This is a genomic window from Streptomyces milbemycinicus, assembly GCF_002154605.1.
Lineage (GTDB): Bacteria > Actinomycetota > Actinomycetes > Streptomycetales > Streptomycetaceae > Streptomyces > Streptomyces milbemycinicus.
Map to the genome: position 1 here is coordinate 1 of NZ_MUNE01000253.1, position 17,596 is coordinate 17,596.

Genomic DNA, 17,596 nt, shown 5'->3' on the forward strand with positions numbered 1-17,596 from the left:
GCAGGCCACCGAGGACGAGGTCGCCCCGTATCTGACGGATGGGGTGTCGATCGCGGCGGTCAACGGGCCGAGTTCGGTGGTGGTCGCCGGTGACGAGGCCGCGGTGCTGGAAGTGGCGGCCAGGTTCGAGGAGTCGGGGCGGAAGACTAGGCGTTTGCGAGTCTCGCATGCGTTTCACTCAGTCTTGATGGATGCGATGGTGGCGGAGTTCGGGCGGGTGGCCCGGGACATCTCGTACGAGGCCCCGGCGATTCCGTTCGTCTCAAATCTGACAGGCGAGTTGGCCGGCCCGGAGCTGGTGTGCTCGGCCGAGTACTGGGTGCGCCATGTCCGGGAGACGGTCCGTTTCGCCGATGGCATGCGGTGGCTGGACGAGCGTGGGGTGACCACGTATCTCGAGCTGGGCCCGGATGGGGTGCTCTCCGCGATGGCGCAGGACAGCCTGTCCGAGAAGTCGGCCACCACCGCCGTTCTCGCACCGGCCCTGCGCAGGGATCTGGACGAGGAGCGCGCGCTGGTCACGGCGCTGGCCCGGATGCACTCTCATGGCGTGGCTGTCGAGTGGCAGCGGTACTTCGCCGGGACCGGAGCCCGTCGGGTCGAGCTGCCGACCTACGCCTTCCAGCACGAGCTGTACTGGCCGGCCCCCGCGGCCCGCACCGGGGACGTGACCGCCGCTGGGCTGGGAGCGCCGGAGCATCCACTGCTGGGTGCCGCGGTGGAGCTGGCGGACGCCGGCGGTCTGCTGTTCACCGGGCGTCTGTCGCTGCGGTCGCATCCGTGGCTTGCCGACCACGCCGTGGGCGGTGTGGTGCTGTTCCCGGGGACCGGTTTCCTGGAGCTGGCAATCCGCGCCGGGGACCAGGTCGGCTGCGACCGCGTCGACGAACTCACGCTCGCCGCACCGCTGGTGCTGGAGGAGCGGGACGCGGTGGCCATCCAGCTCTGGGTGGCCGAGCCGGACGAGTCCGGCCGCCGCGGTGTGAACCTGTACTCCCGGCCCGCTGACGCCACGGACCAGCCCTGGGTCCGCCACGCCACGGGTGTGCTGGCCGCCGGGCAGGGACCCGCCGAACACACCATGTCGACCTGGCCCCCCACGGAGGCCACCCCGGTCGAACTGGACGGCTTCTACAAGCGGTTCGCCGAGGGAGGGTTCGGCTACGGCCCGCTGTTCCAGGGGCTGCGAGCCGTCTGGCAGCGCGGCGAAGAGACCTTCGCCGAGGTGGCGCTGCCGGAGCAGGGGAGTGACGCCGAGTCGTTCGGGATCCATCCCGCGCTGCTGGACGCGGCCCTGCACGCGGTGTCCTTCGTGGACCTCGGAGAGTCGGACCGGGGCCGGCTGCCGTTCGCGTGGAGCGGGGTGTCCCTGCATGCCGGCGGAGCCTCGGTGCTACGGGTACGGATCGCCAAGGCCGGGGCCGAGTCTGTCTCGCTGACGGCGGTCGACATGGCAGGTGCGGTGGTCCTGTCGGCGGAATCGCTGACCTTGCGGCCACACTCCGCCGAGCGGCCGGCCGGAGCACATCGCGGCGAGCGGGACGAGCTGTTCCGGCTGGAGTGGGTGCCCGCCCCGGCCGACCCGGTGGCCGGCACCGGGCTGAACACGGTGGAGCTGACCGCCGACGAGGCCGCGGACCTGGCGGTGCTGGAGACAGTGCCGGACGTGGTGACGGTCGCGGCCGGGGCAGCCGGAGCCCACGATGTGGTCCCGTCGGTGCACGAGGAGACCGCGCGGGTACTCGGCCTGATCCAGGAATGGGCGGCCGACGACCGGTTCGCGCACTCCCGTCTGGCGTTCGTCACCCGAGGAGCCATCGCGGCCGACGAGGGCACACCGGTGGCCGATCTGGCCGGAGCGGCGGTATGGGGGCTGGTGCGTTCGGCACAGGCCGAGCACCCGGACAGGTTCCTGCTCGTCGATGTGGACGATCGGGAGACCTCCATGTCCGCGCTGCCGGTGGCCCTCGCCTCCGGCGAGCCGCAGGTCGTGGTGCGCGACGGAGCCGTACGCGTCGGCCGGCTGGCCCGGGTGTCCACCGCGACGGACCTGGTGCCCCCGGCAGACGTGGCATGGCGCCTGGACAGCAGGCGGAAGGACAGGCTGGACAACCTCTCGCTGGTGGAGTTCCCGGAAGCCACCGAACCGTTGGGGGCCGATGAGGTCCGCCTCTCGGTACGGGCGGCGGGGGTCAACTTCCGCGATGTGCTCAACGCGCTGGGCATGTACCCCGGAGACGCCGGATGGATGGGTTGCGAGGCCGCCGGTGTGGTTCTCGAGACCGGCTCCGAGGTCACCGCTTTCGGGGTCGGTGACCAGGTGTTCGGCATGGTGCAGGGCGCGTTCGGCCCGGTCGCCGTGGCCGATCAGCGTGCGCTGGTGAAGGTCCCCGACGCGTGGTCGCTGGAGGATGCCGCGGCGGTGCCGCTGGTGTTCCTGACGGCGTATTACGGGTTGGTGGATTTGGCGGGGTTGTCGTCGGGTGAGTCGGTGCTGGTGCATGCGGGTGCCGGTGGTGTGGGGATGGCGGCGATTCAGCTGGCGCGGCATCTGGGTGTGGAGGTGTTCGCGACCGCGAGTGAGGGCAAGTGGGATGCGTTGCGGTCGTTGGGGATTCCGGACGACCACATTGCTTCGTCCCGTACGACGGACTTCGAGGAGCGGTTCCTTGGGGTGACCGGCGGGCGGGGTGTGGATGTGGTGCTGAACTCCCTCGCGGGTGAGTTCATCGACGCGTCGGTGCGGCTGCTGCGCCCGGGCGGCCGGTTCCTGGAGATGGGCAAGACGGACATCCGCGAGGCGGAAACGGTGGCGGGCGACTACCTGCCCTTCGACCTGGCGGACGCCGGCCTCGACCGGACACAGGAAATGCTGGCGGAACTGATGGAGCTGTTCGGTGCGGGTGTGTTGCATCCGCTTCCGGTTACGGCGTGGGATGTGCGGCGGGCGCGGGACGCCTTCCGCTATATGAGCCAGGCCAAGCACACGGGCAAGATCGTGCTGACCATGCCGCCTCGCTGGAACCCCGAGGGCACCGTGCTGATCACTGGTGGCACGGGCGGTCTGGGGAGCGAGTTGGCGCGGCATGTGGTGGCTGAGCATGGTGTGCGGCGTCTGTTGTTGACGAGCCGGCGTGGACTGGATGCTCCGGGCGCCGTGGAGTTGCAGGCGGAGCTGATCGCGCATGGTGCCGAGGTGTCGGTGGCGGCGTGCGATATGTCGGATCGGGAAGCGGTGGCCGGGTTGCTGGCCGGGATCCCGGTGGATCACCCGCTGACGGCGGTGGTGCATACGGCCGGTGTGCTGGATGACGGTGTGGTGGGGGCGCTGACGCCGGAGCGGGTCAGCGCGGTGTTGCGGCCGAAGGTGGACGCGGCGTGGCATCTGCATGAGCTGACCCGCGACCTGAACCTCGCCGCCTTCGTGGTGTTCTCGTCCGTCGCGGGCTCGATGGGCGCTCCGGGGCAGGCGAACTATGCCGCGGCCAACTCATTCCTGGACGCGTTGATGATGCGCCGTCGGGCCGAGGGTGTCGCGGCGCAGTCGCTGGTGTGGGGGCCGTGGGCGCAGGACAGCGGCATGACCCGCGGGCTCACCGAGACCGACATCCAGCGGATGAGCGCCGCCGGAATGCCGCCCATCAGCACCGAGCAGGGCATGGCCCTGTTCGACGCGGCGACCGCCCTGCTCCACCCCGTGGTGCTCACGGCCCAGCTCAACCTCGCCGCACTCCGCGCCCAGGGCGCACCGGCCCCGGTGCTCCGTGGCCTGCTGGGCGCCGGGCCTCGTCCGGTGGCGCGGTCCACCGTCGTGGAGACGTCCGAATCACTGCGGGACCGGCTGCTGAACCTGCGGGCCGATGAGCGCGATGAGCACATGGTCCGTCTGGTGCAGGAGCAGTCGGCCATGGTCCTGGGGTATGCGTCGGCCGAAAAGATCGACCCGGCACACCGGTTCAGCGATCTGGGATTCGACTCGCTGACCGCGGTCGAGCTGCGCAACCGGCTGAGTTCCGGCACCGGGCTGCGCCTGCTGTCCACCCTCATCTTCGACTATCCGACACCGGCGGTACTGGCCGGATATCTGGTGAACGAACTCGTTCCCGCGGACGCCCCCGATCCGACGCCGTCCTGGATGGCGGATCTGGACCGGCTGGACGCCGCGCTGTCGGACGGCTTCTCCGACGAGATCACCCGGACCGGTGTCGCCATCCGGCTCCGGCAGCTGCTCACGAAGGTGACCAAGGCCGAGGCGGAGAGCGACGGTCCCGGCGCCACCGACCGGCTCGAATCGGCCAGTGCCGACGAGATTCTCGACTTCATCGACAACGAACTGGGCCGAATGAACGACCGGTGACCCCGGCGCCCAGCTTTCAGCCAAACACGGAGGATCACTTCCCATGCCTGACGACCGGAAGCTCGTCGACTACCTCAAGTGGGTCACCGCCGATCTGCACCAGACCCGTCAGCGGCTGCAGGAGGTCGAGGCGGGCAAGCAGGAACCCATCGCGATCGTATCGATGGCCTGCCGCTACCCGGGCGGGGTGTCGTCGCCCGAAGACCTGTGGAGACTCGTCATCGGCGAAGGTGACGGCATCTCCGGATTCCCCACCTCCCGCGGCTGGGACCTGGACACGCTGTACGCCCCCGACCGGGACCCCCGTGGGAACACGAGCTATGTGCGTGAGGGCGGGTTCCTCCACGAGGCGGGGGAGTTCGACCCGGGGTTCTTCGGGATTTCGCCGCGTGAGGCGCTGGCGATGGATCCGCAGCAGCGGCTGCTGCTGGAGACCTCGTGGGAGGCGATCGAGCGGGCCGGAATCGATCCGCTCACGCTCCAGGGCAGCCGGACCGGTGTCTTCGCCGGAGTGATGTACCACGACTACGGATCCGGCGCGGAGTTCCCCCAGGAGACGATGGCCTTCCTGGGCACCGGCACCGCGGGCAGCGTGATGTCGGGCCGGATCTCCTACACCCTGGGGCTCGAAGGCCCCACGGTGACGCTGGACACCGCGTGCTCGTCGTCGCTGGTGGCGCTGCATCTGGCGGCCCAGGCGCTGCGCAGTGGCGAGTGTGCCCTGGCGCTGGCCGGTGGTGTGACGGTCATGGCCACGCCCGGCCCCTTTGTGGACTTCAGCGCGCAGGGCGGCCTGGCGGCCGATGGCCGGTGCAAGTCGTTCTCCGAGAGCGCTGACGGGGTGGGCTGGTCCGAGGGTGTCGGCATGCTGATGCTGGAGCGGCTGTCGGACGCCCAGCGCAATGGCCATGAGGTGCTGGCCGTGTTGCGGGGTTCGGCGGTGAACCAGGACGGCGCTTCCAACGGGCTCACGGCGCCGAACGGCCCGGCCCAGCAGCGGGTCATCAAGCAGGCCCTGGCCGGCGCCGGGCTGTCCGCCACGGACATCGACGTCGTCGAGGCGCATGGCACCGGTACCACGCTGGGCGATCCCATCGAAGCACAGGCGCTGCTCGCGACGTACGGTCAGGGCCGGGACGAGCAACACCCGGTCCTGCTGGGCTCGATCAAGTCGAACATCGGCCACACCCAGGCCGCCTCCGGTGTCGCCGGGGTGATCAAGATGGTCATGGCGCTGCGATACGGCACGCTGCCCGCCACCCTGCACCTCGATGAGCCGACCTCGCATGTGGACTGGTCGGCGGGTGCGGCGAAGCTGCTGGCCGAGCGGACCGAGTGGCCGGAGACCGGGCGTCCGCGCCGCGCCGCGGTGTCGTCGTTCGGTATCAGCGGTACGAACGCCCACACCATCATCGAGCAGGCCCCGACGGTGGAGGCCGGGGACGACACGGCGACGCCGACCGCGGTCCCCGGCGTGCTGCCGGTGGTGGTGTCCGGAAAGACGGTGGGCGCGCTGCGCGCACAGGCGGCCCGCATCGCCGACCACCTGGACGAGGACCCGGACGCCCGCCTTGTCGATGTGGTGTTCTCGCTGGCGACCACACGATCGGCGTTCGAGCGTCGTGGTGTGGTGCTGGCCATGGACCGTGCCGGCGCCGTCGAGGGCCTGCGCGGGCTCGCGCACGGCACCTCCGCGCCGGGACTGCTCAGCGGGGCAGTGCGGTCGGGCGGCGGGCTCGGGGTGTTCTTCTCGGGGCAGGGCAGTCAGCGGGCCGGGATGGGCCGGGAGTTGTACGGGCGGTTCCCGGTGTTCGCGGAGGCTCTGGATGAGGTGTGTGCGTATCTGGACCAGGGGCTGGACCGGCCGTTGCGGGAGGTGATGTTCGCCGAGCCCGGGTCGGTCGAGGCCGGGCTGTTGGATGAGACGGGGTGGGCACAGCCCGCGTTGTTCGCCATCGAGGTGGCGTTGTTCCGGCTGGTGGAGTCGTGGGGTGTCCGGCCGGACTATCTGGCGGGTCATTCGATCGGTGAGATCGCGGCGGCGCATGTGGCGGGGGTGTTCTCGCTGGCGGACGCGTGCACGTTGGTGGCGGCGCGGGCCCGGCTGATGCAGGAGTTGCCGTCGGGCGGGGCGATGGTGTCTCTGCAGGCCACCGAGGACGAGGTCGCCCCGTATCTGACGGATGGGGTGTCGGTCGCGGCGGTCAACGGACCGCGCTCGGTGGTGATCGCGGGCGATGAGACGGTCGTGCTGGAGGTCGCGGCCCGGTTCGAGGCCGAGGGACGTAAGACCAAGCGGCTGGCGGTCAGCCACGCCTTCCACTCCCCGTTGATGGATCCGATGCTGGATGAGTTCCGGCGTGTGGTGGAGGGGCTGTCGCTCGCGGCGCCTCAGGTTCCGTTCGTCTCGAATGTGACCGGTGAGGTGGCGTCGGCTGAGCTGGTGTGCTCGCCGGACTACTGGGTGCGGCACGTGCGGGAGACCGTCCGGTTCGCCGACGGCGTGGCCGCGTTGAGCGCTGCGGGGGTGACCGCGTTTCTCGAGGTCGGCCCCGACGGCGTGCTCTCCGCCATGGCCCAGGACAGCCTGCCCGACGAGTCGGATGACACGGTCGTCATCCCGTCCCTGCGCAAGGGCCGTGCGGACGAGGCCGCCCTGGTCGAGGCGCTGGCCAGGCTGCACATCGCCGGCGTCAAGCTGGACTGGACGGCGTTCTTCGCCGGGACCGGGGCGCAGCGGGTCGACCTGCCCACGTACGCCTTCCAGCATGAGCACTACTGGCCGAACGCGCTGGTGAGGACCGGAGACGCGGGCGGCTTGGGACTGATGTCCGCCGAACACCCGCTGCTCGGCGCGGCCGTCGGCCTGGCGGACTCAGGCGGCGTACTGTTCACCGGCCGGCTGTCGCTGCGGTCGCACCCGTGGCTTGCCGACCACGCCGTGGGCGGTGTGGTGCTGTTCCCGGGCACCGGTTTCCTGGAGCTGGCGATCCGCGCCGGGGACCAGGTCGGCTGCGCACGGATCGAGGAATTCACCCTGGCCGAGCCGCTGGTGCTGGGCGAGCGGGACGCGGTCGCCGTCCAGCTGTGGGTGGGTCCGGCCGATGACTCGGGCAACCGGAACATACACCTGTACTCACGTCCCGCCGACGCGGTGGAGCAACCGTGGGTGGAACACGCCTCCGGCGTGCTGGGCACGGAGGAGCGGACCGCGGACTTCGACGCGACCGTATGGCCGCCCGAGGGAGCTGTCGCGCTGGACCTCGACGGCTTCTACGAGCGGTTCGCCGAGGGCGGGTTCGGCTACGGCCCGCTGTTCCAGGGGCTCCGGGGGGCCTGGGAGCGCGGCGACGAGGTGTTCGCGGAGGTGGCGCTGCCGGAGCAGGCGGCGGACGCGGAATCGTTCGGTGTGCACCCCGCACTGCTGGACGCGGCCTTGCACGCCGTCTCGTTCGTGGATCTCGGGGAGCCGGGGCGTGGACTGCTGCCGTTCTCATGGAACGGTGTGTCCCTGCACTCAGGAGGGGCCTCCGTACTGCGGGTACGGTTGGCCAGGTCCGGCGCCGAATCGGTGTCCCTGACCGCCGCCGATGGGGTCGGCGCGCCGGTCATCTCGGTCGAGTCGCTGGCGCTGCGCCCGGTGACCGCCGATCAGCTGGCCGGCTCCGGTACGGCGCGACAGGACTCGCTGTACCGCCTGGAGTGGGTGCCGGCACCCGCGCTGACCTCCCCCATGGACGCGGTCGCCGCCTTGGACGTGGCCGAGCTGAGCACCGATGTGGCGTCCCTGGAAGGCAGCCCCGACCTGGTCGTCGTGGCCCTCGACCCCGTTGATTCGCTCGCCACCCCCGACGCCGTGCACGAGGTCACGGCACGGGTGCTCGGCCTGATCCAGGAGTGGCTGGCCGACGACCGGTTCGCCGACTCCCGTCTCCTCTTCGTCACCCGGGGAGCCATCGCGGCCGACGACGGCACGACGGTGACCGACCTGGGCGGTGCCGCGGCGTGGGGGCTGGTGCGCTCGGCCCAGTCCGAGCACCCGGGCAGGTTCCTGCTCGTCGATGTGGACGAGCGGGAGACCTCCATGTCCGCGCTGCCCGCGGCACTCGCCTCGGGCGAGCCGCAGGTCGTGGTGCGCGACGGCGTCGTACGCACCGGCCGGCTCGCCAGAATGGCCACGGGGGCCAACCTGATGCCTCCGGCGGGCGCGCCGTGGCGGCTGGACAGCGGGCAGCGGGACAGGCTGGACAACCTCGCCCTGCAGACGGCCCCGGAGGCCGCCAGGCCGCTGGCGGCCGGCGAGGTCCGGCTGTCCGTACACGCCGCCGGCCTCAACTTCCGCGATGTGCTCTCCGCCCTGGGCATGTATCCCGGAGAGGCCGCCCCCATGGGCGGTGAGGCGGCCGGAGTGGTCGTCGAGACCGGCCCCGAGGTGACCGGGCTGCGCGTCGGCGACCGGGTGATGGGCCTGGTGGCGGGCTCCTTCACCCCCCGCATCGCCGTGGACCAGCGTGCGCTGGTGAAGGTCCCCGACGAGTGGTCGCTGGAGGATGCCGCGGCGGTGCCGCTGGTGTTCCTCACCGCGTATTACGGGTTGGTGGATTTGGCGGGGTTGTCGTCGGGTGAGTCGGTGCTGGTGCATGCGGGTGCCGGTGGTGTGGGGATGGCGGCGATTCAGCTGGCGCGGCATCTGGGTGTGGAGGTGTTCGCGACCGCGAGTGAGGGCAAGTGGGATGCGTTGCGGTCGTTGGGGATTCCGGACGACCACATCGCTTCGTCCCGTACGACGGACTTCGAGGAGCGGTTCCTTGGGGTGACCGGCGGGCGGGGTGTGGATGTGGTGCTGAACTCGCTCGCGGGTGAGTTCATCGACGCGTCGGTGCGGCTGCTGCGGTCGGGCGGCCGGTTCCTGGAGATGGGCAAGACCGACATCCGCGAGGCGGAAACGGTGGCGGGCGACTACCTGCCCTTCGACCTGGCGGACGTGGAACTCGACGGGACACAGCGGATGCTGGTCGAGCTGATGGAGCTGTTCGAGGCGGGTGCGCTGCGTCCGTTGCCGGTTACGGCGTGGGATGTGCGGCGGGCGCGGGACGCCTTCCGTTTCATGAGTCAGGCCAAGCACACGGGCAAGATTGTGCTGACCATGCCGCGTGAGTGGGAACCCGAGGGCACGGTGCTGATCACCGGGGGTACGGGTGGTCTGGGCAGCGTGCTGGCGCGGCATGTGGTGGGTGTACGTGGGGCGCGGCATGTGCTGTTGACGAGTCGCCGTGGGTTGGACGCTCCGGGTGCGGTGGAGTTGCGGGCGGAGTTGGCGGAGCTGGGTGCCGAGGTGTCGGTGGTGGCGTGTGATGTGGCGGACCGTGATGCGGTGGCGGGTGTGCTGGCGTCGATTCCGGTGGAGTATCCGCTGACGGCGGTGGTGCATGCGGCGGGTGTGCTGGACGACGGTGTGGTGGGGGCGCTGACGCCGGAGCGGCTGAGTGCCGTACTGCGCCCGAAGGTGGACGCGGCGTGGCATCTGCACGAGCTGACGCGCGATCTGGATCTGGCGGCGTTTGTGGTGTTCTCGTCGGTGGCCGGATCAATGGGCGCACCGGGGCAGGCGAATTACGCGGCGGGCAATGCGTTCCTGGATGCGCTGATGATGCGTCGGCGGGCAGAGGGGTGCGCCGGGCAGTCGCTGGTGTGGGGGCCGTGGGCACAGGACGGCGGGATGACCGGCGGTTTGAACGAGGCCGACGTGCACCGGATGAGCGCCGCCGGACTCCCGGCCATCAGCGCCGAGCAGGGCATGGCCCTCTTCGACGCCGCCACCGCGCTGCACGACGCGATGGTCGTCCCCGTACCGCTCGACCTCACGGCCCTGCGGTCGCTCGGCGAGGTGCCGGGCCTGCTGCGTGGGCTCGTCCGGCCGACACGGCGTACGGCGGCCGCGGCGCTGCCCGCCTCCGGCGCCGCCGCCGACCTCACCCGGCGCCTGGCGGGGCTGCGGGGCGCCGACCGGGTCCAGATCCTGGTGGACCTGGTGCGCGCCGAGGTCGCGTCCGTCCTGGGATACGCGTCACCGGACGCGGTGGAGATCCGGCGGGAGTTCCGCGAGCTGGGCTTCGACTCACTGACCGCGGTCGAGCTGCGCAACCGGCTGAACACGGCCACCGGGCTGCGCCTGCCGTCCACACTCGTCTTCGACTACCCGACGCCGGCCGTGCTGGCCGATTTCCTGGTGGCGGAACTGGTCGGAACCGACAGCGCCGTCGCGGCCCCCGTGGCCGGGGCGGTCCGTACGGACGACGACCCCGTGGTCATCGTGTCCATGGCCTGCCGCTACCCGGGCGGGGTCCTCTCGCCGGAGGATCTGTGGAATCTGGTGCTCGCCGAGGGCGATGGCATCTCGGAGTTTCCGACGTCTCGTGGGTGGGACCTGGAGTCGCTGTACGACCCCAATCGTGGGCGCCGGGGCACCAGCTACGTGCGAGCGGGAGGGTTCCTGCACGAGGCGGGGGAGTTCGACCCGGGGTTCTTCGGCATCTCGCCGCGCGAGGCGCTGGCGATGGACCCGCAGCAGCGACTGCTCCTGGAAGTGTCCTGGGAGGCCATCGAGCGAGCCGGTATCGCTCCTACCTCACTGCGCGGTAGCCAGACCGGTGTCTTCGTCGGATCGCTGCACCACGACTACGCGTCGGGGCGCCTGGAATTCCCGCAGGACGTGCGTGCCTTCCTCGGCACCGGGACGGCCGGCAGCGTGATGTCGGGCCGGATCTCCTACACGCTGGGTCTGGAGGGCCCGGCGGTCACGGTCGATACGGCATGCTCGTCATCCCTGGTGGCCATGCACCTCGGGGTGCAGGCGCTGCGGTCGGGAGAGTGCAACCTCGCGCTGGCCGGTGGCGTCACGGTGATGGCGACCCCCGGGCCGTTCATCGACTTCAGTGCTCAGGGCGGGCTTGCCGGCGACGGCCGGTGCAAGGCGTTCGCAGAGGGTGCCGATGGGACCGGCTGGTCGGAGGGCGTGGGCCTGGTGGTCCTGGAGCGCCTGTCGGACGCGCGGCGCCATGGGCACCAAGTGCTTGCGGTGGTGCGGGGTTCAGCGGTGAACCAGGACGGTGCGTCGAACGGTCTGACGGCGCCGAATGGTCCGTCGCAGCAGCGGGTGATCCGTCAGGCGCTGGCGAACGCCGGGCTGGCTCCGGCGGATGTGGACGCGGTGGAGGCGCATGGCACCGGCACCACACTGGGCGACCCCATCGAGGCGCAGGGGCTCCTCGCCACCTACGGACAGGACCGCGAACGCCCGCTGCTGCTCGGGTCGATCAAGTCGAATATCGGGCACACCCAGGCGGCGGCCGGTGTGGCCGGGGTGATCAAGATGGTCATGGCGCTGCGCCACGGTGTGCTGCCCAGGACGCTGCACGTGGACACGCCGTCCACGCATGTGGACTGGTCGATGGGGGACATCCAGCTGCTCACCGAGTCCGTGGAGTGGCCGGAGCACAGCCGTCCGCGCCGGGCCGCGGTCTCGTCATTCGGCCTCAGCGGCACCAACGCCCACACCATCATCGAACAGGCTCCGCTGCCCGAGGAGCCGCCTTCCGCCGACACACGGCCCGAGCCCGCCGTGACCCCTGCCGCCCTGCCGTGGGTGGTGTCGGCGAAGACGGCCGAGGCGTTGCGCGGGCAGGCGGTCAGTCTGCTGTCCCATGTGGAGGGCGACACCGAGGCGATGCCGGTCGACATCGGCTATTCGCTGGTGTCCACACGGTCGGTGTTGGAGCACCGGGCGGTGGTGGTCGGTGGTGACGGCGAGGAGCTGCTGTCGGGTCTGCGTGCCCTGGGCGATGACGATCCTGCGGCGGGTGTGGTGTGTGGGGTTGCCGATGTCGAGGGGAGGTCGGTGTTCGTCTTCCCGGGGCAGGGTTCGCAGTGGGCGGGGATGGGTGCTCGGCTGCTGGACGAGTCCCCGGTGTTCGCTGAGCGGCTGGGGGAGTGTGCGGCTGCGCTTGCGCCGTTTATCGACTGGTCGTTGATGGATGTGGTGCGGCAGGTTGCGGGTGCGCCGTCGTTGGAGCGGGTGGATGTGGTGCAGCCGGTGTCGTGGGCGGTGATGGTGTCGCTCGCGGCCCTGTGGCGTTCTTGCGGCGTGGAGCCGGATGCGGTGGTGGGTCACTCGCAGGGTGAGATCGCCGCCGCGTGTGTGGCGGGTGCGCTGTCGCTGGAGGATGGCGCACGGGTGGTGGCACTGCGCAGTCAGGCCATCGCGCGGCGGCTTGCGGGTGCTGGTGGCATGGCGTCGGTGCCGCTGCCGGTGGCTGAGGTCGAGGCGCGGCTGGAGCGCTGGGACGGCCGGGTGTCGGTCGCCGCGGTCAACGGCCCCCGGTCGGTGGTGGTGTCGGGTGACCGGGAGGCGCTGGACGAGCTGATCGAGGAGTGGACCGGCGAAGAGGTACGTATCCGCCGCATCGCGGTGGACTACGCCTCCCACTCCGCGCATGTCGAGGGGATCCACGAGGAGCTGCTGGCCGAGCTCGCGCAGGTCGCTCCGCGCACGGCAGAGGTGCCGTTCCTGTCCACGGTGACCGGCGAGTGGCTTGAGGGTGACGAGCTGGACGCCGGGTACTGGTACCGCAATCTACGGCAGACGGTCGGTTTCGAGCCCGCCGTACGGGAGCTGCTGGCACAGCGCCACCGGGCGTTTATCGAGATCAGCGCGCATCCCGTGCTGACGGTCGGGGTCCAGGAGACCATCGACGACGTCGATGTGGCGGCGGTGGTCGCCGGTACGCTGCGCCGGGACGAGGGCGGCCTCGGCCGCTTCCTGACCTCGCTGGCGGAAATCTTCGTCCGTGGTGGCGCTGTCGACTGGGCGAGCGTGTTCGTGGACACCGGCGCCCACCGCGTCGACCTGCCCACTTACGCCTTCCAGCACGAGCTGTACTGGCCGAACGCCTCCATGCGGGTCGGCAACGTCACTGGCCTGGGCCAGGTGGCCGCCGGGCATCCGCTGCTCGGCGCCGCGGTCGAGCTGGCCGATGCGGGCGGCGTGCTGTTCACCGGGCGGCTGTCGCTGCGGTCGCACCCGTGGCTTGCCGATCACGCCGTGGGCGGTGTGGTGCTGTTCCCGGGGACCGGTTTTCTGGAGCTGGCGATCCGCGCCGGCGACCAGGTGGGCTGTGACCTTGTCGACGAGCTCACCCTGCTTGCGCCCCTGGTGCTGGGGGAGCGCGATGCCGTCGCCATCCAGCTGTGGGTAGGGGCGCCGGACGAGACCGGCCGCCGCTCCGTGAACGTGTACTCGCGCGCCGCCGAAGCCGCCGAGCAACCGTGGACGCACCATGCCACCGGTGTGCTCGCCCAAGGGGAGCGTACGGCGCGGTTCGACGGAGCCGTATGGCCGCCCGAAGGCGCGGTCGTGGCCGATATGGAGGACTTCTACGCGCGGCTCGCCGACGGCGGGTTCGCCTATGGACCGCTCTTCCAGGGGCTGCGGGCGGTGTGGCAGCGCGGCGACGAGGTGTTCGCCGAGGTGGCACTCCCCGAGCAGACGGGCGGCGACGCCGAGTCGTTCGCGATGCACCCGGCCCTGCTGGACGCGGCCCTGCACGCCGTATCGTTCGTGAACCTCGAAACCGCCGAGGGCGGACGCCTGCCCTTCTCCTGGAGCGGCGTGTCCCTGCACGCCACGGGCGCCTCCCTGCTGCGCGTCCGCCTGACCCGGCGCGACGCGGAGTCGGTTTCGCTGGCGGCCGTGGACACCGACGGCGCGCCCGTGGTCTCGGCGGACTCGCTGGTGCTGCGCCCGGTGTCGGCCGAACAGCTGGCCGGCGCCCGAGCCGGTCAGCAGGACTCCCTGTTCCGGCTGGAATGGGTCCCCGTCCAGGTCGATACGGCGGCGTCCGGTGCCCTCGACATCGTGGAACTGACCGTGGAGCAGGCCACGGACCCGGCGTCGCTGGCCACGCTGCCGGAGGTGGCGACGGTCACCTGGGAGCCGGTCGACTCCTCCTCGGCGGCCGAGGCGGTGCACGAGGAGACCGCGCGGGCGCTCAGGCTCATCCAGAACTGGCTGGCCGACGAACGGCTCCAGGGCTCCCGGCTGGTCTTCGTCCTGCGCGACGCCGTCGCCGTCGACGCGCCGAACATGGTGGCCGCGGCAATCTGGGGGCTGGTGTCCAGCGCCCAGAGCGAGAACCCCGGACGGTTCGTGCTCGTGGACGCCGGATCCCCGGACGAGGTGCGGACAGCGCTGGCGTCCGGAGAGCCGCAGGTCGCGGTGCGCGACGGCGGTGTATGCGTCGGCCGACTCGCCTCCGTGACCTCGCGCGGCTCGCTGCTGCCTCCGGCCGACGGAACGCCGTGGCGGCTGGACAGCCGGCAGAAGGGCAGCCTGGACAACCTCGAACTGCTCAGCTTCCCGGAGGCTGCCGAACCGCTGGCCCCCGGACAGATCCGGGTGGCCGTACGGGCCGCCGGTCTCAACTTCCGGGACCTTCTCAACGGCCTCAACGCACTGGGCGCCTTCCAGGACAAGGTGGGGCCGCTCGGCAGCGAGGCGTCCGGTGTGGTCGTGGAGACCGGCCCCGAGGTGACCGGGCTGCGCGTCGGCGACCGGGTGGTCGGACTGGTCGACGGCTCCTTCGGGCCCCTTGCGGTGGCCGCTGAACGGGCGGTGACCCGGATTCCGGAGGGCTGGCGGTTCGAGGATGCCGCATCCGTCCCGGTCGCGTACCTGACGGCGTATTACGGGTTGGTGGATTTGGCGGGGTTGTCGTCGGGTGAGTCGGTGCTGGTGCATGCGGGTGCCGGTGGTGTGGGGATGGCGGCGATTCAGCTGGCGCGGCATCTGGGTGTGGAGGTGTTCGCGACCGCGAGTGAGTCCAAGTGGGATGCGTTGCGGTCGCTGGGGATTCCGGATGACCACATCGCTTCGTCCCGTACGACGGACTTCGAGGAGCGGTTCCTTGAGGTGACCGGCGGTCGGGGTGTGGATGTGGTGCTGAACTCGCTCGCGGGTGAGTTCATCGACGCGTCCGCACGGCTCCTGCGCCCGGGTGGCCGGTTCGTCGAGATGGGCAAGCTGGACATCCGCGACGCCGACAGCTTCACCGACGCGACGTATATCTGGTTCGACCTGCTCGACGCGGGCCCCGACCGTTTGCAGAGCATGCTGGTCGAGCTGATGGAGCTGTTCGAGGCGGGTGCGCTGCGTCCGTTGCCGGTTACGGCGTGGGATGTGCGGCGGGCGCGGGACGCCTTCCGTTTCATGAGTCAGGCCAAGCACACGGGCAAGATTGTGCTGACCATGCCGCGTGAGTGGGACCCCGAGGGCACGGTGCTGATCACCGGGGGTACGGGTGGTCTGGGCAGTGTGCTGGCGCGGCATGTGGTGACCGGGCATGGAGTGCGTCGACTGCTGCTGACGAGCCGTCGTGGGCTGGATGCTCCGGGTGCGGCCGAGTTGCGGGCGGAGCTGGCGGAGCTCGGTGCCGAGGTGTCCGTGGTGGCGTGTGATGTGGCGGACCGTGACGCGGTGGCGGATGTGCTGGCGTCTATTCCGGCGGAGCATCCGCTCACCGCCGTGGTCCACGCGGCGGGGGTGCTGGACGACGGTGTGGTGGGGGCGCTGACGCCGGAGCGGCTGAGCGCCGTACTGCGCCCGAAGGTGGACGCGGCATGGCATCTGCACGCGCTCACCCGCGACCTGGACCTGGCAGCCTTCGTGATGTTCTCCTCGCTCGCCGGGGTGATGGGCAACGCGGGGCAGGGCAACTACGCCGCCGCCAACGCCGCTCTCGACGCCCTGGCTCGCGGGCGCCGGGCGGCGGGGCTGGCCGGGCAGTCCCTCGTATGGGGCCTGTGGGCCCATGAAAGCGGCATGACCGGCAAGCTCACCGACGCCGACATCCAGCGCATGAGCGCCGCCGGACTGCCGCCGATCAACGGCGAGGAGGGCATGGCCCTCTTCGACGCGGCACTGTCCAGCGACGAGCCGGTGGTGGCGCCCGTACCTCTGGACCTCGCCGCACTCCGTGCCCAGCCCGAGGTGCCGAGCCTGCTGCGCGGGCTGGTCCGCACCACCCGCCGTGCGGCGGCAGCGGCAGCAGTGCCCGCGTCGGGCGCGGCGGCCGCGCTCACCCGGCAGCTGGCGGGAGTGGCGGAGTCCGAGCGCGCACCGGTCCTGGTGGACCTCATCCGTGGCCAGGCGGCCGCGGTCCTCGGACATGCCTCGGCCGAGGCCGTCGAGGCGCGCAAGGAGTTCCGCGAGCTGGGCTTCGACTCGCTGACCGCCATCGAGCTGCGCAACCGGCTGAACACGGCCACCGGGCTGCGCCTGCCGTCCACACTCGTCTTCGACTACCCCACTCCGATCGTCCTCGCGGAACATCTGCTCTCGGAGCTCGTGGGCCAACGCGGCGAGGTGGTCATCCCGGCCGCCGCGACATCCGGCTCCATGGACGACCCGATCGTCATCGTCGGGATGAGCTGCCGCTACCCGGGCGGTGTCCGTTCGCCGGAGGACCTGTGGCGGCTGGTCGCCGAGGGCCGGGACGCCATCGCCGAACTCCCCACGGACCGCGGCTGGCAGGTCTACGGGGACCTCGCCTTCGAGGGCGGCTTCCTCTACGACGTCGCCGAGTTCGACGCGGGCTTCTTCGGGATCTCGCCGCGTGAGGCGCTGGCGATGGACCCGCAGCAGCGGCTGCTGCTGGAGACCTCGTGGGAGGTCTTCGAGCGCGCGGGCATCGACCCGGCCGGTCTGCGCGGCACCGACACCGGTGTCTTCATCGGCGCCGCCAGCGGTGGCTACGTGCCGCCGGAGGAGTCCCGCGGCCATCAGATGACCGGCCTGCTGACCAGCGTCGCATCCGGGCGGCTGTCCTACACCTTCGGTCTCGAAGGCCCGGCGCTGACGGTGGACAGCGCGTGTTCGTCGTCGCTGGTCACCATTCACCTGGCGGCGCAGTCGCTGCGCTCGGGCGAATGCTCCCTGGCGCTGGCCGGCGGTGTGACGGTGATGGCCACCCCGGCGGCCTTCGGGGAGTTCGACCAGCACGGCGGGCTCTCGCCGGACAGCCGCTGCCGTCCGTTCGCCGATTCGGCCGCCGGAACGGGCTGGTCGGAGGGTGTCGGCCTGGTGGTGCTCGAGCGGCTGTCGGACGCCGTACGCAACGGGCATGAGGTGCTTGCGGTGGTGCGGGGTTCGGCGGTGAACCAGGATGGTGCGTCGAATGGTTTGAC

2 protein-coding genes are annotated in these 17,596 nt (G+C 71.0%); both read left to right on the forward strand.

What is annotated here, in order from left to right; translation table 11 throughout:
* On the forward strand, positions 1-4,357 hold a 4,357-nt coding region (locus CCN51_RS21025), incomplete at its 5' end, for an SDR family NAD(P)-dependent oxidoreductase (RefSeq protein WP_143675859.1).
* A gap of 43 nt (positions 4,358-4,400) precedes the next feature.
* The coding region (locus CCN51_RS57635) for a type I polyketide synthase (protein ID WP_245881657.1) at positions 4,401-17,596 on the forward strand (13,196 nt) is incomplete at its 3' end.